This window comes from Streptomyces sp. NPDC002643 (genome assembly GCF_053592555.1).
Window position 1 is genome coordinate 188,456 of the sequence record NZ_JBSFVY010000002.1, and the last position, 24,440, is coordinate 212,895.

Below are 24,440 nucleotides of genomic sequence, written 5' to 3' on the forward strand. Positions count from 1 at the left end.
CGCTAGGGGAACGTCCCCTCCGAGGTGCCGCTTCCCGCCGTGACTCCGCCGTCGGCCGTCGCCCCCTCGGTCGCTGTGCCGCCGTCGGCTGTCGCTCCCTCGGTTGCCGTGCCGCCGTCGGCTGTCGCTCCTTCGGTGGCTGTGCCGCCGCTGTCGTCCGTTCCTCCGTCGGTCGCCGTGCCGCCGTCGGCCGTTGCTCCTCCGTCGGTCGTCGGGGTGCCGCCGGTGGTGGTGTCGTCGCCGGTGCCGCCGTCCGTGGTGCCGGTGGTCGGGGTGTCGTCGGTGGGGGTGGTCGGCTCCTCCTCGCCCGTGGCGCCGGGGTCCTCGGCGGGCGTGCTCGGCGGGACGACGACCACGTCGGCGCCCTCCTGGAGCTCCAGGTCGAAGTCCTTGACCTTCTTGCCCTTCAGCGCGTCCTTGGTGAACTGCGCCCAGATTTCCGTGGGTGCGCCACCACCGTTGATCCGCTGCAGACCCATCGCGCCGTACAGCGACTCATGGGCACCCGTCTCGGGGTTCTGGGCCATGACGGAGACGACCGTGGCGAGATCGGGGGTGTACCCGGCGAACCACGCCGCCTGGTCCTCCTCGGCGGTACCGGTCTTGCCGGCGGCCGGGTGGCCGGAGGCCTGGGCGGCCGTGGCGGTACCGCCCTGGACGACGCTCTGCAGCACCGAGGTGGTGGTGTCGGCGGCCTGACGGCTGATCGCCTGACGTGACTCCGTGGAGGGCAGCTTGATGGCCTCACCGTCCTTGGAGATCTTCTCGATCATCGTGTACGTGCCGTGCTCACCGTGGTTGGCGAGGGTGGCGTACGCCTCCGCCATGTCGAGGACGCTCGCGGTGGCGGTGCCGAGCGCGATCGACGGGTACGGGTTCATGTCCGGGGTGTCCTTGGGCAGCCCCAGGTCGATCGCGGTCTGCTCGACCTTCTCGGGGCCGACGTCCACGGCCATCTGCGCGTACACCGAGTTGACGGACTTGTCGGTGGCCTGGCGGACGGTGATGTTGCCGTAGTCGACGTAGTCCTCGTTCTCCGGGGCGTATGCCTCGCCGGGCCAGCCGACGACCGGGCGCTCGCTCGTGCCGTCGTAGATCGTGTTCGGGGTGATGAGCTGGCCGGACTGGGTGTTGGAGTTGTTCTCCACGGCCGAGGTGAACACGAACGGCTTGAAGGTGGAGCCGACCTGGTAGTCGCGGCGGGTGGCGTTGTTGACGTACTGCTTGGTGTAGTCGATGCCGCCGTACATCGCGATGACCTTGCCGGTCTTCGGGTCGATGGAGACACCGCCGGCGCGGACGTAGTTGTCGACCTTGCGGTTCTTCTTGTCGAGCTTGTCCATCAGGTTGTCGTCGACGGCCTTGATGAACGCCTTCTGCATCTTGGGCTGGATGGTGGTGGTGATGCGGTAGCCACCGCCGTTCTCCAGCGCCTTCTCGTCGATGATCTTGTGCTCGACGAGGTACGACTTGATGGCCTCGACGAGGTAGCCGCGCTGGCCGGAGAAGGCCGTGGAGGTCGTGGTCTGCTTCGGCGTCGGGAACTTCATCCCGGCGCGCTCGGACTGCTGCAGCCAGCCCTCCTTGACCATGCCGTCGAGGACGTAGTTCCAGCGGGCGACGGCCGCGTCCTTGTTCTCGGGGTGGGCGACGACGTCGTACATGCTGGGCGCGTTGACGAGCGCGGCGAGGTACGCGCCCTGCTCGGCGGTGAGTTCGTCGGCGTCCACGCCGTAGTAGGCCTGGGCGGCCGCCTGGATGCCGTAGGCGTTGCGGCCGAAGAAGCTGGTGTTGAGGTAGCCCTCCAGGATCTCGTCCTTGGTGACCTCGCGGTCCAGCTTGATGGCGATGAAGAACTCCTTCGCCTTGCGGGTGACCGTCTGGTCCTGCGCCAGGTAGTAGTTCTTGACGTACTGCTGGGTGATCGTCGACCCGGACTGCTTGCCCTTGCCGGTCGCCGTGTTCCAGGCGGCGCGGATCATGGCCTTGGGGTCGACGGCGGACTCGGTGTAGAAGTCGCGGTCCTCGGCGGCGAGTACGGCGTGCTGGGCGGCCTTGGAGACCTTCGACAGCGGCACGTTCTCGCGGTTGACCTCGCCGTCGCGCGCGATCTGCGTCCCGTCCGCGTACAGGTACACGTTCGACTGCTTGGTCGCGAACGCGTTCGCCTTGGGGATGTGGACCATGTAGTAGCCGAGGGCGAAGGCGCCCATCAGCAGCATGATCGTGATGATGAAGCTGCCGAGCACCATGCGCCAGGTGGGGATGATCCGCCTCCACCCGGTCCGCTTGGGCCGCTTGCCTTTCTTCTGCTTGCCGGGCGCCGACCCGTCCGGGGTGACATCGATCACGGAGGTGGCGGCGACGCCGTCCCCGGCACCACCGCCCGGCGCGCCGCTGAGGGCAGCACCGGCGAGGCCTGCCGCACCGGCGGCGCCCGCCTTGGAGGCACCACCGGCCGCGCCCGCCGCGCCGATGGCTGCCGCGCCCGCCGCGCCCGCCGCCTTGCGGGACTTTCGTCCGGCCGCCGAGCCCGGCCCGCCGCCGCGCGCGACGCCGAGCGTCATGGTCTGCTCCACGTCGTCCGGCCGCCGGGGACCAGGGGGGACCGCCGCACTGGGCGTACGGGCCGCCGGGGAACCGGACTTGGGGGCGCCCGGGGAGCCGGGGGTGCGGCCGGGCGTACCGGAGGCGGGGGAGCCGGGGGTACCGGGGGTGCGGCCGGGCGTACCGGAGGCGGGGGAGCCGGGCTTACCGCCACCGGCCGCGCCGGACTTCCCGGCGGGGGTGACACCCAACGTCATGGTGCTCTCGACATCGTCCCGCCGACCGGGTCCCGAGGCGCCGGGGGTACGGCCGGGTGCCGAGCCGGCGTTACGACCGGTCGTGGAACCGGGGCCGGAGCCGGGGGTACGACCGGCCGTGGAACCGGGGGTACGACCGGCAGCGGAACCGGGTCCACGGGTGGACGTGGAGCCAGGGCCGGAGGCGGAAGCCGAGCCGGACTCGCCCGTGGACGCGGACGCCGCACCGGACTCGCCCGCAGATTCCGAGCCGGCCTTACGACCGGCCTCCGAGCCACGCCTCCCGCCGGGTGCGGCCTCGGGCGTACCACCGGATGGCGATCCGGACCGTCCGCCGAAGCCTCCGGCGGGCTTGTCGCCGGGCGTCGTTCCGGTCCTTCCGCCGAAGCCTCCGGCAGGCTTCTCGCCGGGCGTCGAACCGGGCCCGCCCGTGGGCCCGCTACCGGCCCCCGCGCCAGGCCGCGCCCCGGCCCCGCCCTCAGCCTTGCCACCGCTCGCGGCGTCGGCCTTCCCACCGGTCGTGGCGCCCGCCGCCGAGCCAGGCTTACCGGCGGCCCTGCCGCCAGCCGCCGAACCCGGAACACCACCCGTGGCCGAGCCAAACCCTGCGGCCGCCCCGGAGCGGGTCCCGCCACCCGTTCCCGAGCCGGACCTGTCACCCGCTCCCGGGGCAGGCCTGGCCCCGGTCCCCGAGCCGGACCCTCCACCAGTCACCGGGCCGCTCTTGCCGCCCCTCGTCGAGCCGGTCTCACCGCCAGCTGACGCTCCGGGCTCGCCCGAAGTCGGCGTCCGGGACCCGCCACCGTGTGACGCCCCCGGCCCGCTGCCCTGTGACGACCCGGGCCTACCCGCACCGCTGCCCTGTGACGACCCGGTCCCGCCCGCAGCCGATGTCCTGGGCCTGCCGTCGTGTGACGACCCGGTCCCGCCCGCAGCCGATGTCCCGGGCCTGCCGTCGTGTGACGACCCGGTCCCGCCCGCAGCCGATGTCCCGGGCCTGCCGTCGTGTGACGACCCGGTCCCGCCCGCAGCCGATGTCCCGGGCCTGCCGTCGTGTGACGACCCGGTCCCGCCCGCAGCCGACGTCCCGGGCCTGCCGTCGTGTGACGACCCGGTCCCGCCCGCAGCCGACATCCCCGGCCCGCCGCCGTGCGACGTCCCCGCCCCACCGCCATGGGGCGTTCCGGCCTTCCCCTCGCCCGATGGGAAGGTCCCCTCCGGGGCGGTCTCGGCGGCGTGGTCGTCCGATTCGTCGGGGGTGGTCGGGGGTTGGGGGGCCCGATCTCCCGGTGCCCAGCCAGGGCTCCGCTTCGGCTGCGGCTCGTCGCTCATCGTGCTGCCGTGCTCCTGTTTCGCGTCGTACGTTCATTTCCGTACGGCCTCGTACGCTTCACGCCCGTTCTGGGCAACCTTCGCACCCTTGCTTAAAGACTCACGCACCGGCCCATCCGTTCCCGGAATCCGGTACGCGCCCCGCACGCCCCTGTGAGCCTCCCTCTCCTCACCCGAAAACACATGGCACACCGATCCGGTGGCGAACTAGGCTCGTGGGCTTCGGCCCGGAACGGGCTCGGCCTCGGCGTCTCGCCTAACTCTTCGCAGCGGATGGGGGTTTCCTCGTGGGCACAGGGCGGTTGTACGCCGCCGTCGCCGCCGGTGGTTTCAGGCGGTACGCGACATATCGGGTGGCCACCGCGGCGGGAGTGTTCACCAACACCGTCTTCGGCTTCATCCTCGCATACACCTACATGGCCCTCTGGCACGAGAAGCCTCACCTGGGCGGCTACGACCAGGCGCAGGCGATGACGTATGTCTGGGTCGGCCAGGCCATGTTCGCGGTCATGGTGCTGGGAAGCGCCGGCTTCGAGGAGGAGTTGATCGAGCGCATCCGCACCGGCGACATCGCGGTCGATCTGTACCGGCCCGCCGACCTCCAGTTGTGGTGGCTCGCCGCCGACATGGGCCGCGCCGCGTTCCAACTGCTGGGACGCGGCCTCGTCCCCATGGCGTGCGGCGCCCTCTTCTTCGACCTCGCCCTGCCCTCCACCGCGCTGCCCTGGCTCGCCGCTCTCGTCGCGGTCGCCCTCGGCGCACTCGTCAGCTTCGCGATCCGATACATCGTGGCGCTGTGGGCGTTCTGGCTTCTCGACGGCGCCGGAGCGATGCAGATCACGTGGCTCACCGGAGTCTTCTTCTCCGGGATGCTGCTCCCGCTGAACGTCTTCCCCGGCGCCCTCGGCGATCTCGCCCGCGTGCTGCCCTGGTCCGCGCTCCTCCAGGCCCCCGCCGACGTCCTCCTCGGCGAGGCCGACCCGCTCGGCACCTTCGCCTTCCAGGCCGGCTGGGCCGTCGCACTCCTCGCCATCGGCCGGCTGATCCAGTCGGCGGCCACAAGGAAGGTCGTGGTGCAGGGTGGTTGACCTCGAAGAGCAGCCCCGGGAACGGGAAGCCCGCCCCGCCGCCCCGGCCGCCCCCGACGACCCGTTCGGCGAGTACGGCACCCTCAGCCGCGTAAGGGACGGGCTGCGCGCCTACCGCATGATCGCCGCCATGTGGATTCGCTCCACGATGGCCTACCGCGCCTCCTTCGCCATGACGACCTTCGGGAACTTCGCGGCGACCTCCTTCGACTTCCTCGCGATCCTGCTGATGTTCTCCCAGGTGGACGAGTTGGGCGGGTACGCGCTCCCTGAGATCGCTCTTCTCTACGGCACCTCCGCCGTCGCCTTCGGGCTCGCGGATCTGATGATCGGCTCCATGGACCGGCTCGGCCGCCGGGTCCGCGACGGCACGCTGGACACCCTGCTCGTGCGGCCCGCCCCGGTGCTCGCCCAGGTCGCCGCCGACAAGTTCGCCCTGCGCCGGCTCGGCCGGGTCACCCAGGGGCTGTTCGTCCTCGGCTACGCCCTCGCCACCCTCGACGTCACCTGGACCCCGGTGAACGTGCTGATGATCCCGCTGATGGTGGCGAGCGGCGGTCTGATCTTCGCGGCGGTCTTCATCGCCGGCGCGGCCTTCCAGTTCGTCGCCCAGGACGCCTCCGAGGTGCAGAACGCCTTCACCTACGGCGGCGCCACCCTTCTGCAGTACCCGCCGGGCCTCTTCGCCAAGGACCTGCTGCGCGGTGTGACGTTCGTCCTGCCGCTCGCCTTCGTCAACTGGCTGCCCGGCCTCTACATCCTGGGCCGCCCCTACCCGCTGGACCTGCCGGCCTGGGTCGCCTTCACCCCACCGCTCGTGGGCGTCGCGTGCTGCGCGGCGGCGGGGGTGGCCTGGCGGGCGGGGTTGCGTTCGTATCGGAGTACGGGGAGTTAGGGAGCCATGGAAGACACAGAAGCCATGGAAGACACGTTCATCGAACTCGACCGCGTCGAGAAGGTCTTCGACGTGCGCAAGAAGGCCGGGTTCCTGCGGCGCGAGCGGCGGGAGGTGCGGGCCGTCGACTCGATCTCCTTCACCGTGGCGCGAGGGGAGATGGTCGGCTACATCGGGCCCAACGGCGCCGGGAAGTCCACGACGATCAAGATGCTGACCGGCATCCTGACGCCGAGCGGGGGACGGCTGCGGGTCGCCGGAATCGATCCGTCCCGCGAGCGGACGCGCCTCGCCCGCCGTATCGGTGTCGTCTTCGGGCAGCGGACGACCCTGTGGTGGGACCTCCCCCTCATCGACTCCTACCGGCTGATGCACCGCATGTACCGCATCCCGGACGCCCGTTACCGCGAGAACCTCGACCGCTGTGTCGAACTCCTCGAACTGGGCGCCCTGTTGGACGTCCCCGTACGTCAGCTCTCCCTCGGCCAGCGGATGCGCGGTGACATCGCGGCCGCGCTGCTGCACGACCCCGAGGTGCTGTATCTGGACGAGCCGACGATCGGACTCGACGTCATCAGCAAGGCCAAGGTGCGGGAGTTCCTGAAGGACCTCAACACCGAGCGCGGTACGACCGTGCTGCTCACCACCCACGACCTCCAGGACATCGAGCAGCTGTGCCGCCGGGTCATGGTCATCGACCACGGGCGGCTGATGTACGACGGTCCGCTGACCGGGCTGCACGAGGTCGGCGAGAGCGAGCGGACCCTCGTCGTCGACCTGGAGCGCGAGCTGCCGCCGATCGAGGCCGCGCCTGCCCGGGTCGTACGGGTCGAGGGGCCCCGGCAGTGGCTGGCCTTCCCCGCGTCGGAGTCGGCGGCGCCGCTGGTGGCCCGGATCGCGTCCGCGTATCCGTTGGTGGACCTGTCGGTGCGGGAGCCGGACATCGAGGCCGTGATCGCACAGATGTACGCCCAGCAGGATGTGGGCGAGGCCGTTTCGTAGCCCGGGGCGGATGTTCCTCGTAGGCTGATTCGTATGACGGACGACCTTCCGGACCACCCGGCCGCCGAGGATCTTCGGGCCTCGGACGCCGATCGTGAGCGAGTCGCCGAACAGCTGCGGGACGCCGTCGCCGAGGGGCGGCTCGACATGGAGGAGTTCCAGGAGCGGCTGGAGGCGACGTACAAGGCACGGACGTACGGCGAACTCGCCCCCATCACCCGTGACTTGCCCGGCGCCGGGACCGTGGCCCCGCCGACCGTCGTGCCGGACCCGGCCGTCTCCCTCGTCAAGCGGCCCGAGGGTGAGCTGAGTTGGGCGGACCGGATCACCGGCGGCGAGTCCACATCCACCTGGGGTGTGGCCGTCATGTCGGGCTTCGAACGCAAGGGGCGCTGGACCGTGCCCAAGCGGTTCGACTGCTTCGCCTTCTGGGGCGGCGGTGAACTCGACCTGCGCGACGCCTACTTCGCCGAGCGCGAGGTCACGATCAACGTCGTCGCCATCATGGGCGGCGTCAATGTCGTCGTGCCGCCCGGCGTCGAGGTCGTCGTCCGGGGGATCGGCGTCATGGGCGGCTTCGACCATGGCGAGGAGGGCGTACCGGGGGACCCCGGCGCACCTCGCGTGATCATCACCGGGTTCGCGTTCTGGGGCGGCGTCGGCGTCGAGCGGAAGGTGCCGAAGGCCGAGCGGCAGCGGCTGAAGGAGGCCCGGCGGCAGGAGCGCAGGGAGGCCCGGCGTGAGCTGCACTCGTCCCGCCGCGACCAGTTGCACGACCTCCACGACGCGCATCGTGAGGCGATGCGGGAGCATCGGGAGGCGTTGCGGGAGGAGCGGGAGCGTAGGCGGGGCGGGGATCGCTGAGTGGGCGCTCCCCACCCCGGGGAGGTATAGCTGCTTGTTTTTGGCTGCGGGTGCGTGGGGGCTGGTCGCGCCCACGCGGCGGAGCCGCAAATGTCACAGCCCCGCGCCCCTAAAAAGACGGCCCTGCGGGCCGATCAAGGGTGGGCGGGGAACTCAGTGGCTCCCGTTCACTGGATCGGTGAGTCGGGTGGTGGGAGCCGTACTGTGCGGTCGCGGTCGAGGGAGAGGACGCCGGGGATTGCCGTCAAGGCCGGGATGCGGTCCTCCGGGACGGTTCCGGAGAGCGTGCCGAGGAGTGGCTGTTCGCCGGTGACCGTGAGGCCGGCCCGCCGCAGGGCCTCGACGGTGTCCGCGAACCGGTCGGGGTCCACCGAGAGGATGACCCCGACCGGCTCGGAGCGGGAGGGCTCGCTCACAGGGCCTCGCTCACGGGGCCTGGAGGAGGCCCGCGCCGACATCCCTGACCGGCTGCATCAGCGGGAACGCACTGGCCTTGAGCTTGGCCATGAGCTGGGCCGCGGTGGCGGTGGGGTCCGCCTGGGCGAGCAGCGCGAGGCAGCCGGCGACATGGGGCGTGGCCATGCTGGTGCCGCTGATGACCTGGTAGCCGCCGTTGGGGGCGGCCGAGTGCACGTCACGGCCGGGTGCGGCGATGTTGATCTCGCCGCCCTGGTCGTTGATGCCGGCGTTGGAGAAGAACGACGGGCTGATCACCTTGTCGAGCGATGCCACGGCGAGGATGGAGGGGCAGTTGGCGGGCCGGCCGACCGGCTCGACGGAGCCCGGGCGACGGCTCTCGTTGCCCGCGGCGGCGACGATCACCGTGCCGAGCTGGAGCGCGCGCTTGGCCAGGTTCTCGTACGTCTGCGGGAACAGCTCACCCGGCCGGACCCGGGCGCCGAGCGACATGGAGATCACCTTCGCGCCGTTGGAGACCGCCCAGGCCATACCCGCCAGGATCTGGCCGTCGGTGCCGCTGCCCGCGTTGCTGAGCACCTTGCCCGCGAGGATCGTCGCCTCGGGCGCCACGCCGTAACGGGGACCCTGCCGGGGGTTGGCCGGACCGGCGGCGGTGCCGATGCAGTGGGTGCCGTGGCCGTTGCCGTCCTCGACGGACTCGCCCGGCACGAACGACATCGTCGCCGCGATGCGTCCGGAGAAGTCGGGGTGCTTGGTGTCCACACCGGTGTCCAGGACGGCGATCTTCACACCCTTGCCGGTCAGATGGGACAGATTGGCCCGGATGGCCTGGAGACCCCAGGTCCAGTCCTTCTCCTGCCAGGCGGGGCCCTGGCCCATGGCGATCTCGGTCGCGGTGTGGCGGCTGACCACGTCCTCGTCGCTGCGGTAGGCCGGGTAGAACTCGGTCGGCGCCTGCGTCGGAGTGGTGATCGGCATCGCGTAGACCATGCGCTCCGGCTCGGCGGCGATGATCGAGGACTCCGCCTCGGCGGTGGTCACCAGCGCGTGCCGCTGCTCGGGGCGCACCTCGACGACCGCGGCGGCGAGGTCCTCGAAGAGCACCGAGACGTCGGGCCGCTCCAGTAGTTCGGTGACGTTCTGGATGTCCGCGCCCCGGACGTTTTCGACGGGTGCGATGTCGGCGTTGGAGCGCAGCGCGTTCAGCCCGCTCTCCTGGTTGCTCGGGTCGAGCAGGACCACGTACCGGCCGGTGTACTCCGACTGCTGACCCCGCGTGGAGCCGTTGGGCCGGTTGGGCTGCTCGCCGAAGGGGCGCCTGCCCATGGGACCGTTCGCCATTGAATTTCCCGCTTTCTGTGCGTGCGTGCCCCCGAGGCTTCGTTGATGCCGCCCGGCGAGGTGGTTCCGCACGGAACGTCCGCCCCCGCGAGGCGCCTCGAACACCGTCGCACCGGGCGCGGAGGTCGGCAACACAGCGCGGCTGACCGTGTGCGGGGAGTGAGGGTCGGGTGGGTGGGGCGAACCGGGGCCGGGGCCGGGGCTCCTACAGTTCGGCCGGAGCCGTGCCCTTCAGCTTCCTCAGGTCCACGACCTCGCCCATCCGCTCGTAGCCCCGGTCGCTCGGGTGGAGATGGTCCCCGGAGTCGTAGTCGGAGCGCAGCCTGCGGGGGTCGTAGGGGTCGCGCAGGGCCTTGTCGAAGTCGATGACGGCGTCGAAGACCCGGCCGGAGCGGATGCGGTCGTTGACGGCCCGGCGTACGGATTCCCGCTGGTCGGAGTAGCCGCGGTGGCCGTAGAACGGCATCAGGGTGGTGCCGACGACGCGCAGGCCCCGGGCGTGGGCGCGGGTGACGAGTTCGCGCAGGCCGTCGACGATCGCGTCGGGGTCGGCCTCGCCGGGGTCGCGGAGGATGTCGTTGACGCCGAGGTCGACGACGACGGCCTTGACGCCCGTACGGGCGAGCACGTCCCGGGGGAAGCGGCTGAGGCCGCTCGGGTTGCCGGGTGGTCGACCCGCGCCGCTGGCCAGGAGCTGGTTGCCGCTGATGCCCTGGTTGACGACGCTGTAGCGGGGTGCGTCGGAGTCGGCGGTCGAGTGGCCCTGGGCGGAGGTCCCGGCGGCGGCGCGGAGGCGGTCGGAGAGGACGTCCGGCCAGCGTCTGTTCTCGCCGACGGTCGAGGTGATGCCGTCGGTGAGGGAGTCCCCGAGGGCGACGACCGTTCCCTCGGCCTCGTTGCTGAGGACGTCCAGGGCGGTGACGTACCGCCAGTGCGGGGACTGTGTGGTGTACGGCTCCCCGGTGACGTCCGAGGCCCGGTCGCCCTCGGCGGTGTACGAGATCTGCCGGGCGTGCGCGTGGTAGGTGGCGGGGCCGGACGGGGTGGGGGAGTAGGTGGTGATCAGCACGTCGCCGTCGGCCGGGATCGGCACCCGTACCGCGTCGCTGATCACCTGCCGGCCAGGGGCGATGACCACGGTCGTACGGCCGGCGAAGGTGAGGCGGCGCATGGTGCCGGGCGCGGCGGCCGGGGTGTTCACGGCGGCGGCGACCGCGAGGGAGGCGTGGCTGATGGTCAGCGGCTGGTGGCCGTAGAGGTTGGAGAGGGTGACGCGGGCGCTCGTACCGCCGGTCGAGGTGTGGACGACATTGCGCAGGGAGCGGCCCGCGAAGCCGCTGCGCTCGGTGCCCGCCTCCGCGCCGCTCGGCGACGCCGACCAGGCGCCCACCCAGACGCCCGTGGAGGCGGGGGCGGCGCTGTTGCGGGGCGGGCGGCCGAGGGTCTTCTGGCGCGGGGTTCCGTCGTCGACGCCGACCCCGATGTATATCGCGGCCGAGATCGCCACGACCAGGGCGAGGATCGCGGCCAACAGTGCACAACCGTGCTGCTTGGTCATGCGGTGCTCGGCTCCTCGGGCAGTGGAGCCGCGGCTCCGATGTGATCACCCATGATGACGCCGGGAACTCCTCGTCCGTTCCAGGAGTCGGTCATGGGGAGACGAAGAATCATTGATGGACGAAGAACGATGAAGGGGACAATGTGTACGGGGGACAGGGACGGGCGGAGTGAATGGACCGTACGAGAGTGGTGAAAACGAGCGAGGGTGCGGAAGGTTCCGAGGGCGCCGAGGGTGCTGGTGGCGCCGGTGGCGCTGAGGGTGCCGGTGGCGCTGAGGGTGCCGCCGGTGGCGTCGGCGGTTCCCTCGGGAGCGGCGACGGTGGTCCCTCCGGGGATCATGCCCGGGCGGAGCGGACCTCGCATCGCACCATGACCTCCTTCAGCGCCACCGATGTGGAGAAGCAGCGGGGCGTACGGCGGATGAAGACGACCGCCACCGGGCTGCTGGCCTTCGTGGCGGTGGTGTACGTCCTGGCCAAGTGGGCCTCGCACGCGGGCGCCGGCGCGTGGGCCGACTATGTGGCGGCGGCGGCCGAGGCGGGCATGGTGGGCGCGCTGGCCGACTGGTTCGCCGTGACCGCGCTGTTCCGGCACCCCCTCGGGCTGCCCATCCCGCACACCGCGATCATCCCCACCAAGAAGGACCAGCTGGGCGTCTCGCTGGGTGAGTTCGTCGGGGAGAACTTCCTCTCCGAGGACGTCGTCCGCCAGCGGCTGCGCTCCGTCGGCATCGGCAGCAGGCTCGGCGCGTGGCTCGCCGAGCCGCAGAACGCCGACCGGGTGACGGCCGAACTGGCGACCGCGCTGCGCGGCGCCCTGACCGTGCTGCGGGACTCGGACGTCCAGGCCGTGGTCGGGGAGGCGATCACCCGGCGGGCGGGCACCCAGGAGATAGCGCCCGGCATTGGCAAGATGCTGGAGAAGATCGTCGCCGACGGCGGCCACAAACGGGCCGTGGATCTGATCTGCGCCCGCGCCCAGCACTGGCTGATCCTCCACGACGAGCAGGTCATGGACGCCGTCGAGGGCGGCGCCCCCGGCTGGACCCCGCGCTTCGTGGACCGCCGGATCGGCGAGCGGGTCTACAAGGAGCTGCTCCGCTTCGTCACCGAGATGCGCGACTCGCCCTCCCACCCCGCGCGCGGCGCCCTCGACCGCTTCCTCACCGACTTCGCCACCGACCTCCAGTCCGACTCCGAGACCCGGGCGCGGGTGGAGCGGCTCAAGGGCGAGACGCTGGGCCGGGACGAGGTCCAGGACCTCATCGCCTCCGCGTGGACGGCCGTACGGTCGATGATCGTGTCCGCCGCCGAGGACGAGCGCAGCGAACTGCGGCTGCGGGTGCGGTCGTCCCTGCTGTCGCTGGGCGCCCGGATGGCGGAGGAGCCGTCCACCCAGGCCAAGGTCGACAAATGGGTCGAGGGCGCCGCCGTCCACGTGGTGACGACCTACCGCAAGGAGATCACCTCCCTCATCACCGAGACCGTCGCGAGCTGGGACCCCGAGCACACCACGAAGAAGATCGAGGCCAACATCGGCCGCGACCTGCAGTTCATCCGTATCAACGGCACGGTGGTGGGTTCACTGGCCGGGTTGCTGATCTATACGGTGTCGCGGGCGTTCGGGGGGTAGGGGGCGTGTGTGCTGGTGTCACCAGCGCCATATCCACCTGGGGCGGAGGCCCGTCTGCTTCTGCCAGTGATACGAGGCATCCAGCCACTTGCCCGCGGCCTCGCTCCGTATCCGGCGCACGGACTTGGTCACTTCGTCGAGTTCGCGTTTCAGCTCGGCCACTTTCTTGGCCGTTTCCGTCCGGACCGCCTCTATTCGGGGCTCGATCTCCGCTGCCTGTCGTTTCCGGTCCGCGTCGAACTCGGCGTCGCGGCGTACCTCTTTGTTGAGCAGCCTGACGAAGATCTCGGCGTCTCCCCTGTCCCCCTGCGGGAACGCCACGCGCTCCGTGCCCTTGGGACCGGTCACGTGTACGACGCTGTGACCGCCGGTCACGACCACTTTGGCCTTGAGCCCTTGCAACGGCAGTGACAGCCGAGGCTCCACCAGCACGTCCTGCCCGTCCTGTGACTTCTGCATGAACTGGAGGGTGTGCTCGTACAGCACCAACTCGCCGAACCTCTTGCGCTGTTCGCCGTTCACCGGACGCAGACGTTCTTCCCTTTCTCCTTCCAGCACCCGGATCTGCCGCTCTTCCTCCCGCTCGGTGGCGGCGATGAGCTGCTTGGCCTTCGCGATCTTTCGGCGGCCATCCCGGTTCACACGGCGTCGTTCCAGCCGGACCGCATGCAACTTCCGCCGCTCGTCGCCGTGTTCCGGGAAGAAGGCGTGGCGCCGACGGCTCCAGTGGAACGGGTACAGCAGAAACTGCCGGACGACCATGGCCACGGCGATCCCCATCAGCGACGACGACACGACCAGGAACTCCACCATCCGCCCGCCCTCCTCCCGGCGTACCGCTGGTGCGCCGTCAGCAGTGTGCCGTGGGCGGGCGAATGAGGGAATATGGCCGACCCGCGACCGAGGGAGGGAGAGGTCGGGCGGGGCGGGCCGGGCTGTCGGGCGCGTGGTTCAGCCGTAGAAGTAGCGGATCGCCTTCCGTTCGAGGTGCGGGGAGTAGGCGAGGCCGATGGCCGGGGTGCCTCGGTAGGTGCCCACATACTGGTGGGTGCTGTCGACCACGACGGGGCGGGCCATGCAGGCCCACCGGTTGCGCTGCTGGGCCTCGGCCCACCGTATGGCCGCCGGGTCCACCCGGTCACTGACCAGGACCGGGAAGGCGGCGAGGCCGTTCTGGATGCCGACCGGCAGACCGCCCTTCGTCTTCTTCGCGTACGTCATCACTTGGCCGGTGAATGTCTCGATGGCCGGGATGGTTATCTCGGGGAGCGCCGCCGCCACCGTGAACAGGTGCAGTTTCGTCGCCATCCAGCTCCACTTGAAGTCGGCGCGGCGGCCGATGAGCACCGGCACTCCGGCCCACTCCTCCCACCAGGTACTGCATTCGTCGGCGGCGAGACGGGCGGCCACGGCGGTGAGATAGGCCTGGGCCGCCGGGGACGGTGGGGTCGGCGGGGTCGGGGGCTGCGGTGCGTACATGGCCGGATGATGCACCGGCCGCGAGCGCCTTGGGAAGCCGGGGTTCGGTATGGGTTGCGTCAGGTTTCCGGGCGCCGATGGCACGCTCCGGTGGTGGAGCCTGGTCACGCCCCAGTGGTGAACCCGGTCACGCGCCTGTGGTGGAGCCCGGTCACGCGCCTGTGGTGGAACCCGGGCGGACGATCATCAGGACCGTCACGGTGGCCCAGAGGAGGTTGAACATGCCGGTGAACATGGCTAGTTGGGCGGTGGCCTTGGGGGTGACGGGTGGCTTGGCCCCGGTGTGTGGTGCGGCGGTGGTCACTCCATCGGGGGCGCGGACTCCTGCCGGGGTGCCGACGCCTTCCGGGGTGTCGGCACCTTCCCGGCTGCCCACCGCATCCAGGGCGCCGGCTCCTTCCAGGGCACCCACACCTTCCGAGGCACCCACGTCTTCCAGGATCTCTTCCTGCCGGGGGAGTACGAGGGCCAGCAGGACCATCGCCGCGAGGGCGGTCAGCAGCATCGACGCGATCAGCCAGCCGTCGTCCAGTACGCCCATGCTCAGCGCCGTGGCGAACCCGAGCACGGGTACGGCGATGCCGACGCTGCCGTAGACCCGGCAGATCCGGTGCAGCAGCCGTACCGCCGACACCGCCCGCTCACTGCCGGGCTCCGCCAGCGCCTTGCGCGCGCTGGGCGGAAACATGCTGGCAGCGACGGTGACGGGGCCGACGGCGACGATCGCGGCGAGGACGTGGAGGGAGAGCAGCAACTTGGTCACGGGAGGACGGTAGGGGGTGGGAGGGGGAGCGGGGAGTGGCGGGATTGCCAGGGGGCAACGGATTCTCGCCAGCAGGCAGTGTTCCCTCTACGCTCGCGCCATGCACACCGTTGCCGTACTGGCGCTCGACGACGTGATCCCCTTCGACATGTCGGCCCCGATCGACACCTTCGGGTGGGCGCGGTTGCCGGACGGGCGGGAGGCGTATCGGGTGCGGGTGTGTTCGCCGGCGGGCGACGGGGAGGTGCGGGCGGGGCCGTTCCGTGTGCGGGCGCCGTACGGGCTGGAGGCGTTGGCCGAGGCGGACACGATCATCCTGCCGGGGACGGTCGACCCGACCGTGCCGTTGCCGCCCGGCGTCGCGGAGGCGCTGCACACGGCGGCGGCGAACGGTACGCGGATCGCGTCGATCTGCGTCGGCGCGTTCATCTTCGCGGCCACCGGTCTGCTGGACGGGCTGCGCGCCACGACCCACTGGATCGCGGCGCCCGATCTGGCCGCGCGCCACCCGGAGGTGACCGTCGACCCGAACGTCCTCTACGTCGACAACGGCCAGTTCCTGACCTCGGCGGGCGCCGCCGCGGCGATGGACATGTGTCTGCACATGATCCGCAAGGACCATGGTTCGGCGGTGGCCGCGTTCACCGCGCGGATGTGTGTCATGCCGCTGGAACGGGAGGGCGGCCAGGCCCAGTTCATCCTCCAGGACCAGCCACCGGCTCCGGCGGGCGCCACGATGGAGCCGCTGCTGAGCTGGCTGGAGGAGAACGTCGGGCGCGATCTGACCCTGGACGACATCGCCGCCCAGGCGGGTACGAGTGCGCGTACGCTCAACCGCCGCTTCCGGGAGCAGACCGGCACGACCCCGCTCCAGTGGCTCCACCGGGCCCGGGTCCGCCGGGCCCAACACCTCCTGGAGTCGACGGATCACACGGTCGAACGCATCGCCACCCAGGCCGGCTTCGGCTCCCCGACGGCCTTCCGGGACCGTTTCAAGAGGGTGGTCGGCACCAGCCCGCACGCGTATCGCCGGGCGTTTCGGGGTTCGTAGGGGGTGTGGAACGGGTGGCTGCCGCCGCCCGATGGGTTCGCGGGGGTCCGGCGGGAGAAGCCGGGAGGCGGGAGGCGCTGGGGGCGCTGGGGGCAGTGGAGAAGCGGAGAGTGGGGGAGCGGCCGGCCACGACGACGCAACGTCCGCCGTATCCGGCCGGCGCCGTATCCGACGGGCGCCGCATCCGGCCGGCGCCACATCGGACCGGCGCCACATCGGACCGGCGCCGTATCCGGCCGGCAGCGTGACGCGACTCGGCAGCCTCAGCGGTGGGCTCAACCTCTCCGGTCCGCCACCAGCCAAGACGCCAACGCCACCGCCCCGGCCACCCCGAACACCGCCGGCCATGCCCCCACCTTCTTCGCCAACGGATGCGACCCGGCGAACGCGGCCACATACCCGGCGGTCAACGCCCCGGCGGCCTTCCCGCCGGCGGCCCGCTGCCACTGCTGGGCCGCCGCGGCCCCGGCAACGGCCAGTACCACCCCGCCGAGCTGCCGCTTCTTCGTCCAACGGGCCACGCCATATCCACCGATGAGCCCGCTCGCGGCCACCGCCGCCGTCGGAACCTTCGCCATCACTCACTGCCTCCTGACCTGGCTCGGGTGGGAATTCGAGTTTCGGTTCGGCACCCGGGCTTGATCGAGTATCCCCCGAGCGGAACGATCAGCGAATGCCCACCACCTCCGGCCGCCTCACCACCCCCGACGGCACCCACCTCGCCTACCGCGACCACACCCCCGATCAACAAGACCCCACCCGCACCCTCCTCCTCATGCACGGCCTCGCCGGGCACATGGGGGAGTGGGACGATCTGCTCCCCGCGCTCCTGGCGGAGGGGCACCGTGTGGTGATGTACGACGCCCGGGGCCATGGCGCCAGCACACACACGCCACCGGACATGTCCCGCGCGGCCTGTGTACGGGACGCGGTGACGGTGATCCACGAACTCGGCCTGCACCGAACCACGCCACCCACCCCGACCACGAAGCCGCCCGAAGCCGCCACCGCCGCCAAGTCCGTGTCGGCGACTCCGTTCCTGACCCTCGTCGGCCAGTCCCTCGGCGGTCACACCGCTTTCCTTCTCGCCGCCGAACATCCGGAACTGCTGGACTCCTTGATCCTGATCGAGGCGGGCCCGGGTACCCCCGACGCCATGCTTCCGGACCGGATCGCCGCCTGGTTGGACAACTGGCCGCCCGAGTTCGCCTCGCACCCCCGCGTGGACCGCTCCACCATGCTCGCGGCGATCGTTGAGGTGGCCACCACTCCGTACTGGTCCGAGTGGGCACGCACCACTTGCCCCACCCTCGTCGTACGCGGGTCGCGCGGCACCATGTCGGCGGCGGACGCCGCGGCGATGCCGACCCACCGCGCCCCGGGCGCCGCCCCCACCCACCTCGACGTCATCGAGGACGCGGGCCACGACGTACACCTCGACCAGCCGACCCGACTGGCCACCACGATGATCGCCTTCCTGACCACGCATCCGTAGACCGAAGGCCAAGCGCAGGATGAGCACCAGAATGGCTCCGCCCTGGTGGCGAATCGCCGATGAGAGGACACCTTGATGGCTGAGAACCCCCAACCTCCGGCCGGACTCCCCCCTGCGGAACTGGCTTGTTGGGTTCAGCGACGGCTCACCGAGGGGATGGAGTGGTCCGAAAGCCGAAGAGCGCGCTTCCGACGCTCCGCCACCTTCGTCAAACTCCTGTCCATCGCCTTGTCCGTCACCTCAACGGTGATCCTGGGGCTTCAAGACCTCAACTTCTGGGCCGGCCTGGCCTTCTCCCTGGGAGCGGTCGGGGTCGTCATCAGCGCCGTGGAACCCTTCTTCAACTGGCGTGCCCGTTGGGTCCTCATGGAGGAGTCCGAGGTCAGACTCCGCAGGATCAGGGACGAGTTGGACTACTTCCTCGCGAGAACGCCACCGGACCTCATACGCGCCGAGCACGTCGACCCGTACTTCGACCGAGCCCAGGAAGTGTGGACCGACATCAGCCGCAGATGGCTCGACCAACGCCACACGGACCAACGCACCACCTGAGGCGCACTCATCACGGACGCCTGCGACAGCCGAGCCGAACACCGGCAGACCCCCGAAAAGCCCCTCGACCCGACCACGGCCCGACAGAACCGCCACACTCGGGCATGCCTCCGCCCCGATCACCGACCACCGAACTCGGGCACGCCTCCGCCCCGACCACCGACCACCGACCTCAGGCCAGATGCCACACGCGCGCACGGCAGGCCGAGAACAGCGAGAAGGCCCTGCGCGCACCACTGATCCGCTGGCTCTCCTGAGTCGGTACGAGCCTGCGCCGACTTGCCGACCAGCGCGACGGCGTTCTCCGGATACCGTCGTTCAGGTCACCCCGGTAGCCCCGGCCGCTCCCCGAGAACGAACGCGAACCGGTCCGGAAACACCAGAACCGACTCCGGATGAGCGTCCCGCATCTCCTCGATGCCCTTCTCGATCTCACTGTCGCTGAAGGTGGACAGCAGCGACATGTACCTGCCGCGCACCATGCCGAAGTACCTGTCCCGCTCGATACGCAGCTCATGCTCGACATGAGTGAGCCGGGCATCCAGCCCAGCCGCACGCATATACCTTTCGATGTGCACCGGGTCCGGCTGCAGTTCCTCGAACCGGTCGAGGGCCGCCTGGAACAGCGGATACCGGATCGTCGCCGGCAACATCACCACCAGCAGCCGCCCTCCCGGCGCCAGCCGACCGGCCAGCCCCGCGATGGTTTTCGCCTGATCGGCCACATGATGCACCGACTCCTTGAGCCACATCGCGTCGAGCCGCTCGTACGGCAACGCGGCCCGCCCCTCGGCGATCTCCTCGGCGGACGCGACGATCGGCGTCAGCGCGGGCGGAGCCGGGTCCCCGATCTGCCGCAGCATCGACTCGGACGGATCGACACACAGAATCGGCTGACGCGGCCGAACCCGCCGCGCGACTTCCTTCGCGAACAAGCCTGTCCCGGACCCGACGTCGGCGATCCGATCCGTGGCACTGAGCCGCAAGGCCTCAGCGATCCGCGCGGACATCCAGGGAACATAACCCGGCCCATAGACCCAGTGCTCGTCATACTCGGCCGCCAACCCCTCGTAATGCCCCCGCACATCACGCTGCCGCCGCTCCACGGTCCCCCTCGCGTCGTCGACTGTCGTTGGTTCACAGAGCCGCAGATTCGGCGGCCCGCTCGAACAGACTCGCTGATCTCGCTGTCCACTGCGCCGCATAGGACGTGTGCAGGTTATCGCTGGGGTGGAGGCCGCAACAGGTCGCCAGTGACATGACCGGTGGTTGGACCGCCTTTCCAGCAGTACTTTCAGTACTTTGCGGTTCGACATTCCCTGCCAAGGAGGATCAGCGTGCCCAAGACCACTCAGCTGCGCACCTACACGGTCCGGGAGGGCATGCTCGACGAGTGGGTGGAGCGCTGGCGTACCGAAATCGTGCCGCTACGACTGCAGTTGGGCTTCACCATTGACGGCGCCTGGGTGGATCGGGAACGCAACCAGTTCGTGTGGCTCATCTCCTACGACGGCCCCGAGACGTTCGCCGAACGCAACGCGCACTACTGGGCCTCACCCGAGCGAAAGGCGATGAACCTGGACCCCGAGGAGTACTTGCTGCACACCGATGACCGAACGGTCGAACCACAGCTGTGATCACGAATCCGGTGGCAGCGTGTGGTGCGGGCCGCTCGTCGTACCTGAGAACGCGGAACACTCGGCGCTGCGGGCTTCCGCTTGAAGGCGGTCGAAGCCCGGTCCGGCGTCGAGGCAACGGTCGCTCCTCCGCACCCTGCTACGGTCGCGTACATGATGCTCTCGATCTCTGCAGGTCAGGCTGTTTCTTCAGGCCAGGCTGTTGATCTACGAGTGCAGCCGGTCGACGAGATTCTTGATCGCGTCGAGAGGTCTCTCCAAGCGCGCTTGCTCCCGGACACGGTGGTGCGCAAGCGCCGATCCGTGGGGGCCGGCACAGACCGGGACACCTGGGTGCGGATCGAGCGCCGCTTGTTCGACAAGATCCCTGATCAGGGTTGGAACGGCACCGAGTGCGCCGCGCGGCTCGAAGGCATCGCGCAGCCCGAGTGGCACGGATGTGTGGTCTGGCGGGACACGAACGGGCCGGTGATGTGGCGGGCCGACGAAACCACACTCCTGCCGGGAACTCCCGTCGGTACCGCCGTGTTGAGCGAGGCCCCGGAACTGTCGGACGCGTGGTGGGACGCGTTGAACACCTCGCTGGACGCGCTGTCGGCACAGAACACCGGGCGGATCGCCACACCGGACACCGTGACCATCACCCAGGACCTTGTCACCGGTTCCATCCGTGGCGTCTTCTCCGGCGACTTCGACACGACGGTGGAGCGCTGGATACCGGCCCACGCGGACCTGAACTGGGCCAACATGACCGGCCCGACATTCAGCCTCTTCGACTGGGAGGACTGGGGCAACGCCCCGCTGGGACTGGACTCGGCCTCCCTGTGGGCGAGTTCCCTTGCCGTCCCGGCCCTGGCCGATCGCGTACGACACGAGCGCCGGGCCGACTTCGAGAGCCGGGACGGCAAGTTGATGACGCTGTTCGTGTGCTCGAAGATCCTCGGCCCGTACGCACACCCGAAGGACCCGCGTCTGGAGCCCGCGCGGCACATGGCCGCACAGGTCATCGAGGAGCTTCAGGCGGGCTGACTGCGCGAGTGGTCCTGAAGGAGACTTCGGTAGCGCTCCCGCGAGCACCTCGGTGGTACGCATGTGCTACGCGGCGGCATCGGGCGCTGAGAACATGGATCACCCCATGTGGGCAGGTGGCGGACCGCATTTCACGGCCCGCAAGAAGTGACGCCAAGGGCTGCGGGCGACGGTAATGGCGGGACCCTCTGATTTCTTGGAATCACGTATGAGAGCGCGGTCGTCGGTTATCGCACACTCGACGCACTCGCCCCCCGCTCCGTTGCTGTACGACGACGTGAACCAGACAAGGCGGCTGTTGTCGCTGGGCTCTGCGATGCTCACCTGGCGAAATCCTTCAGAACGGACTTGATCAATTGGGCGGAACGTTGCGGGCTCAACGCGGCAGCTCGCAGACCGTCGAACGCCTTGGTGTACTCACGAACATGATGCTCGCCTTCCAGATAGACGGCATCGGTGATGCCGTCCCGGTAGACGAGGTCCGGGTCCTCGGGGGCGGGGAATCCGAGCATGGTGAACGAGCCGGTGGCCGGGCAGGTACCCGAGTCGAAAGGCAGCACCTGCAGAGTCACGGACGGCAACTCGGCGACGTCCAGGACCCGTTCAAGCTGCTCCCGCATCACTGCCTGGTCCCCGATGATGTTGCGCACGGCGCCCTCGTTCACGATGAACCAGGCGTCGGGGGCGTCAGGGCCGGTCAGCATGCTCTGTCGTTCCAGGCGAACGCGAATGGCCCGGTCGATGTCATCGGCTGACATATGCCCGCCGGTCGTGTGGAGTTCACGGGCATACGCCTCGATCTGCATGAGCCCGGGCACTAGTTCGCACTGGTACTGGCGGAGTGTGGAGGCGTCCTGCTCCAGGCCGATATAGATGTTGAACCACTCGGGGACGCCCGCGCCGTGCACCTGCCACCAACCGCGGGTCTTGGCCTGCCGGGCCAGCGACTTGAGGAATTCACGCAGCTCGTCGGTCGTGCCGTAGAACCGGCACAGGGCGTCGATGTCGGACGGCTGGACCCGGCCGCTGCCCGTCTCCATCCGGTTGACCTTCGAGCCGCTCCAGTCCAGCGCCTCGCCGACCTGGGCGCAGGTGCGCCCGCTCTTCTCGCGAAGCTTTTTCAGCTCGATGGAGAGACGGCGACGCCGCGCCGTGGGTGATCCGGCCATCTCAATCCTTCTGTTCCTTCTCAACAATCCGTCGAATAACGCGTGTTCAGTCTTGCGCCAAGACACCTGCCTGCCAATCACTCGAAGGTGGGAATCCCTTCCTGCACATTGCATGAGGGGATGAGCGGGGGCCATTCTTGCCGACGACGCAACTCACCGTGAGTGCGCGTAACGCTCCGCTGATCACGAGAAGGCGGAGGAGTCGACGTGCGACGAGAGAGAGGGCCCCGTGATCCAGGAACCTTGTATGTCGCGAGCGCCGTGGGACTTGGCCTTCACAGCTGACCCCGAGGAGGTCGCCGTCCTGCGACGCATCATGCGACTTCATCTCGGCGTATGGGGCCTGCACGAGGTCGGCGACAACGCTCAACTCTGCGTCAGCGAACTCGTGTCCAACGTCATCACCCACGTCGGCCCGGGGACCCCGGTCACACTCGCGGTCTCCATGAACGGCACCTACCTGCGCATCGAGGTCCACGACCCCGACACACGTGCCCTTCCCACGCTGATGGCCGCCGGTCCCGAAGCGGAAGGCGGCCGTGGCATGGCTCTGGTCGACGCCCTTGCCGACCGCTGGGGCGTTCAACTCCGGGGCGACCGCAAGGTGACCTGGTGCGAGCTGGCAACACCCCTGCCCTCACCTACCGGTCACGTCGAGAGCCCCAGTGTTCTGCGGGCGGAGGCGCTGCTCGGCCTCTACGCCGCGACGAAGTTGCCCCGCGGTTCGAGCCAGGGACGGCTGAGCACGGCCGTCGCCGAGGAAGCGGTGATCGACGTCATCGCCGACTTCCTTCACTGGCTTCGTGCGCATGGCTGCGATGGGGATGAGGTGCTTGATCGGGCTCAGACCCATTTCGAGGCGGAGTTGTCCCACGCTGTGTTGTGGCCCGATCAGTGAGTCGCTTTGGTCTCGCTGCTCCAAGAATGAAAGGAATTAACTTGGCTCGTAGATTCCTCGGCCTGGGTGAGGGGTGATGAGGGAGTCTACGAGAGCTACCGCCCCATGCCCGGAGGGTGGCATTCCAGAAGCGTGGCGCAACGGTTGCGGGGGCTTGTCGCGTTCTCGCGCGCGGCCTGTGGAGGTCGCCGGGACCCCGAGGCGAGGCACCCGTCTCTCCGAGGGTGGGAGCGAGAGCTGATGAGAGTGGGTCACAAGTCTCACACAGTTGCCTGCGCTCGGCACGAAGTTGATCGGTCCGAGTTAACGTTTCTGTGTGTCTCTACGTGATCTCCTCATCCGCATTGCGGAGACCTATGACTCAAGCGCCTTGGCGTCCAACGATGCGGAGGCGCAAGTCCTCCTGCGTGGTGTGAAGCATCGGGCGGATCTTCCCCTGCCGCCAGGCTTCATAGCGGACGGCCATGGTGGACAGGGCTTCGCGAGTAGTACTCCTTGGATCGGCGTCTACGATCCCGCGATCAACGCGGAACCACATGACGGCCTCTACCTCGCCTATATCTTCAGTGCGGACCTGACCGCTGTGACACTGACTCTCCAGCAGGGTGTGACGAGCCTCAAGCGGACCATTCCAGGGCGCCCTGCTCTCCGGCGTGAACTAGAGGTGCGAGGCAAGCGCCTGCAAAGCGCGCTCCCGCCCACTTTGCTGCCGCAGTGGAATCATCGACCGGTCTTTGGTTCCAGAGACTGGCGCCCACGCTCGTATGAAGCGGGAAGTGTGGCGGCACGGCGCTACGAGATCGTGACTTTGCCATCTGAAGAGGCCCTAGTAGCCGACCTCATGCAGGCGTCCAGGTTGCTGCGCGATGCCGCTGCGGCTCAGCGTGTCTATCTTCAGATGCCGAAGCTGGATGAGCCAATCATTGAGTATCTTCCGGAGGAGCACGGGACTGGCGATCCGCTGGATCGATTCCATCCCAAGGACAGCAGCGACTACTACGTGCGAATCCAAGGCGGAAGGTGGCGTAGAGAGCGGCATCACGAGGTGCTCATAAGCGACTTCGGTCACTATGCGGCGAACTGCGGATACACGCCCATTATCGACGGAATGCATCCAAGGGACTTGGTTCTCCGTCGTGGTGGTGCGAGGCAGCGCGCGTGGCTGGTTGAGGGTAAAGCGGTAAAGAATGGAAACGCAACGAACGCTGTACGTGAGGCTGTTGGTCAGCTGTTTGAGTACAGCTATTTCTGGCATGAGAAGCGAGGCGAACCCAAACCTCACCTCATAGCCCTCTTTACTGAAGGTATAGGGCACTACACGGAGTACCTTGAAGATCACGGCGTCGCGTCCATTTGGCGTGATGGCGACGAGTGGTGTGGTTCAGTTTCGGCCGTCTCCTGGGGACTGGCTGGTGGTACCTGATCCCGT

24 protein-coding genes are annotated in these 24,440 nt (G+C 69.3%); 13 read left to right on the plus strand and 11 right to left on the minus strand.

Translation table 11 applies throughout. The features are described 5' to 3' along the window. Positions 1–2: 2 nt before the first annotated feature. Positions 3–2,804, minus strand: a complete 2,802-nt coding sequence (locus ACWD4G_RS03360) for a transglycosylase domain-containing protein (RefSeq protein WP_451290462.1) — start codon at positions 2,802–2,804, stop codon at positions 3–5. Positions 2,805–4,423: 1,619 nt separating this feature from the next. On the opposite strand from ACWD4G_RS03360, the gene ACWD4G_RS03365 reads away from it, so the two are divergent. From ACWD4G_RS03365 to ACWD4G_RS03380, 4 genes are read left to right on the plus strand one after another with little or no spacing between them, the layout of a single operon-like run. Next, positions 4,424–5,224: an ABC transporter permease gene (locus ACWD4G_RS03365; protein WP_451290463.1), complete on the plus strand. Its 801-nt coding sequence runs from the start codon at positions 4,424–4,426 to the stop codon at positions 5,222–5,224. Further along, positions 5,217–6,119 (plus strand): ABC transporter permease, encoded by a 903-nt coding sequence (locus ACWD4G_RS03370; RefSeq protein ID WP_451290464.1) that lies wholly within the window; start codon positions 5,217–5,219, stop codon positions 6,117–6,119. Before ACWD4G_RS03365 ends, ACWD4G_RS03370 begins: the two co-directional genes overlap by 8 nt. Positions 6,120–6,125: 6 nt before the next feature. Beyond that, positions 6,126–7,121 (plus strand): ABC transporter ATP-binding protein, encoded by a 996-nt coding sequence (locus ACWD4G_RS03375; RefSeq protein ID WP_451290466.1) that lies wholly within the window; start codon positions 6,126–6,128, stop codon positions 7,119–7,121. A gap of 33 nt (positions 7,122–7,154) precedes the next feature. Then, positions 7,155–7,985, plus strand: a complete 831-nt coding sequence (locus tag ACWD4G_RS03380) for a DUF1707 SHOCT-like domain-containing protein (protein WP_451290467.1) — start codon at positions 7,155–7,157, stop codon at positions 7,983–7,985. A gap of 167 nt (positions 7,986–8,152) precedes the next feature. On the opposite strand, the gene ACWD4G_RS03385 is transcribed toward ACWD4G_RS03380, so the two are convergent. The 3 genes from ACWD4G_RS03385 to ACWD4G_RS03395 form a co-directional block, all read right to left on the minus strand. Beyond that, positions 8,153–8,401 (minus strand): hypothetical protein, encoded by a 249-nt coding sequence (locus ACWD4G_RS03385; RefSeq protein ID WP_451290468.1) that lies wholly within the window; start codon positions 8,399–8,401, stop codon positions 8,153–8,155. A gap of 10 nt (positions 8,402–8,411) precedes the next feature. Next, positions 8,412–9,746 carry a S8 family peptidase gene (locus ACWD4G_RS03390; RefSeq protein ID WP_451290470.1) on the minus strand — a complete coding sequence of 445 codons (1,335 nt, stop codon included), beginning with the start codon at positions 9,744–9,746 and terminating at the stop codon, positions 8,412–8,414. Between the two features lie 205 nt (positions 9,747–9,951). After that, positions 9,952–11,304: an SGNH/GDSL hydrolase family protein gene (locus tag ACWD4G_RS03395; protein ID WP_451290471.1), complete on the minus strand. Its 1,353-nt coding sequence runs from the start codon at positions 11,302–11,304 to the stop codon at positions 9,952–9,954. A gap of 173 nt (positions 11,305–11,477) precedes the next feature. On the opposite strand from ACWD4G_RS03395, the gene ACWD4G_RS03400 reads away from it, so the two are divergent. Beyond that, positions 11,478–12,938 carry a DUF445 domain-containing protein gene (locus ACWD4G_RS03400; protein WP_451290473.1) on the plus strand — a complete coding sequence of 487 codons (1,461 nt, stop codon included), beginning with the start codon at positions 11,478–11,480 and terminating at the stop codon, positions 12,936–12,938. 18 nt (positions 12,939–12,956) lie between these two features. Here the strand turns inward: ACWD4G_RS03400 and ACWD4G_RS03405 are convergent, their stop codons facing one another. From ACWD4G_RS03405 to ACWD4G_RS03415, 3 genes are all read right to left on the minus strand, one after another. Continuing rightward, positions 12,957–13,751, minus strand: coding sequence for a hypothetical protein (locus tag ACWD4G_RS03405; RefSeq protein ID WP_451290474.1), 795 nt, complete (start codon positions 13,749–13,751; stop codon positions 12,957–12,959). 138 nt (positions 13,752–13,889) lie between these two features. Next, complete coding sequence (locus ACWD4G_RS03410) at positions 13,890–14,417, minus strand: levansucrase (protein WP_451290475.1); 528 nt, start codon at positions 14,415–14,417, stop codon at positions 13,890–13,892. A gap of 151 nt (positions 14,418–14,568) precedes the next feature. After that, positions 14,569–15,180 carry a protease gene (locus ACWD4G_RS03415; RefSeq protein WP_451290476.1) on the minus strand — a complete coding sequence of 204 codons (612 nt, stop codon included), beginning with the start codon at positions 15,178–15,180 and terminating at the stop codon, positions 14,569–14,571. Positions 15,181–15,280: 100 nt separating this feature from the next. On the opposite strand from ACWD4G_RS03415, the gene ACWD4G_RS03420 reads away from it, so the two are divergent. Continuing rightward, positions 15,281–16,231, plus strand: a complete 951-nt coding sequence (locus tag ACWD4G_RS03420; protein WP_451290477.1) for a GlxA family transcriptional regulator — start codon at positions 15,281–15,283, stop codon at positions 16,229–16,231. A 275-nt stretch (positions 16,232–16,506) separates the two neighbouring features. Here the strand turns inward: ACWD4G_RS03420 and ACWD4G_RS03425 are convergent, their stop codons facing one another. Further along, positions 16,507–16,809 carry a hypothetical protein gene (locus tag ACWD4G_RS03425; RefSeq protein ID WP_451290478.1) on the minus strand — a complete coding sequence of 101 codons (303 nt, stop codon included), beginning with the start codon at positions 16,807–16,809 and terminating at the stop codon, positions 16,507–16,509. 95 nt (positions 16,810–16,904) lie between these two features. Here ACWD4G_RS03425 and ACWD4G_RS03430 point away from each other — a divergent pair, with 95 nt between their 5' ends. The 3 genes from ACWD4G_RS03430 to ACWD4G_RS03440 all read left to right on the plus strand — a co-directional run bounded on the left by ACWD4G_RS03430 (position 16,905) and on the right by ACWD4G_RS03440 (position 18,535). Beyond that, on the plus strand, positions 16,905–17,726 hold the full coding sequence (locus ACWD4G_RS03430) for an alpha/beta fold hydrolase (RefSeq protein WP_451290479.1): 822 nt from the start codon (positions 16,905–16,907) through the stop codon (positions 17,724–17,726). 75 nt (positions 17,727–17,801) lie between these two features. After that, on the plus strand, positions 17,802–18,278 hold the full coding sequence (locus ACWD4G_RS03435) for a DUF4231 domain-containing protein (RefSeq protein WP_451290480.1): 477 nt from the start codon (positions 17,802–17,804) through the stop codon (positions 18,276–18,278). A gap of 104 nt (positions 18,279–18,382) precedes the next feature. Beyond that, a complete protein-coding gene (locus tag ACWD4G_RS03440; protein WP_451290482.1) occupies positions 18,383–18,535 on the plus strand; it encodes a hypothetical protein in 153 nt (50 codons plus the stop codon). Positions 18,536–18,601: 66 nt separating this feature from the next. Here the strand turns inward: ACWD4G_RS03440 and ACWD4G_RS03445 are convergent, their stop codons facing one another. Continuing rightward, on the minus strand, positions 18,602–19,288 hold the full coding sequence (locus ACWD4G_RS03445) for a class I SAM-dependent methyltransferase (protein WP_451290483.1): 687 nt from the start codon (positions 19,286–19,288) through the stop codon (positions 18,602–18,604). A 327-nt stretch (positions 19,289–19,615) separates the two neighbouring features. On the opposite strand from ACWD4G_RS03445, the gene ACWD4G_RS03450 reads away from it, so the two are divergent. Both ACWD4G_RS03450 and ACWD4G_RS03455 read left to right on the plus strand, forming a co-directional pair. Beyond that, positions 19,616–19,915, plus strand: a complete 300-nt coding sequence (locus ACWD4G_RS03450; protein ID WP_451290485.1) for an NIPSNAP family protein — start codon at positions 19,616–19,618, stop codon at positions 19,913–19,915. Positions 19,916–20,071: 156 nt separating this feature from the next. Continuing rightward, entirely contained in the window at positions 20,072–20,944 is an 873-nt protein-coding gene (locus ACWD4G_RS03455) for a hypothetical protein (RefSeq protein ID WP_451290758.1), read from the plus strand. A 99-nt stretch (positions 20,945–21,043) separates the two neighbouring features. On the opposite strand, the gene ACWD4G_RS03460 is transcribed toward ACWD4G_RS03455, so the two are convergent. Both ACWD4G_RS03460 and ACWD4G_RS03465 read right to left on the minus strand, forming a co-directional pair. Further along, positions 21,044–21,268: a DUF397 domain-containing protein gene (locus ACWD4G_RS03460; protein WP_451290487.1), complete on the minus strand. Its 225-nt coding sequence runs from the start codon at positions 21,266–21,268 to the stop codon at positions 21,044–21,046. After that, the gene (locus ACWD4G_RS03465) at positions 21,265–22,113 is read right to left on the minus strand and encodes a helix-turn-helix domain-containing protein (protein ID WP_451290488.1); all 849 of its coding nucleotides are present in this window, start codon (positions 22,111–22,113) and stop codon (positions 21,265–21,267) included. Before ACWD4G_RS03465 ends, ACWD4G_RS03460 begins: the two co-directional genes overlap by 4 nt. 247 nt (positions 22,114–22,360) lie before the next feature. On the opposite strand from ACWD4G_RS03465, the gene ACWD4G_RS03470 reads away from it, so the two are divergent. Together ACWD4G_RS03470 and ACWD4G_RS03475 are read left to right on the plus strand one after the other, a co-directional pair. After that, positions 22,361–23,011 carry an ATP-binding protein gene (locus tag ACWD4G_RS03470; protein WP_451290489.1) on the plus strand — a complete coding sequence of 217 codons (651 nt, stop codon included), beginning with the start codon at positions 22,361–22,363 and terminating at the stop codon, positions 23,009–23,011. A 316-nt stretch (positions 23,012–23,327) separates the two neighbouring features. Further along, positions 23,328–24,434, plus strand: a complete 1,107-nt coding sequence (locus ACWD4G_RS03475; RefSeq protein ID WP_451290491.1) for an MrcB family domain-containing protein — start codon at positions 23,328–23,330, stop codon at positions 24,432–24,434. Positions 24,435–24,440 lie beyond the last annotated feature (6 nt).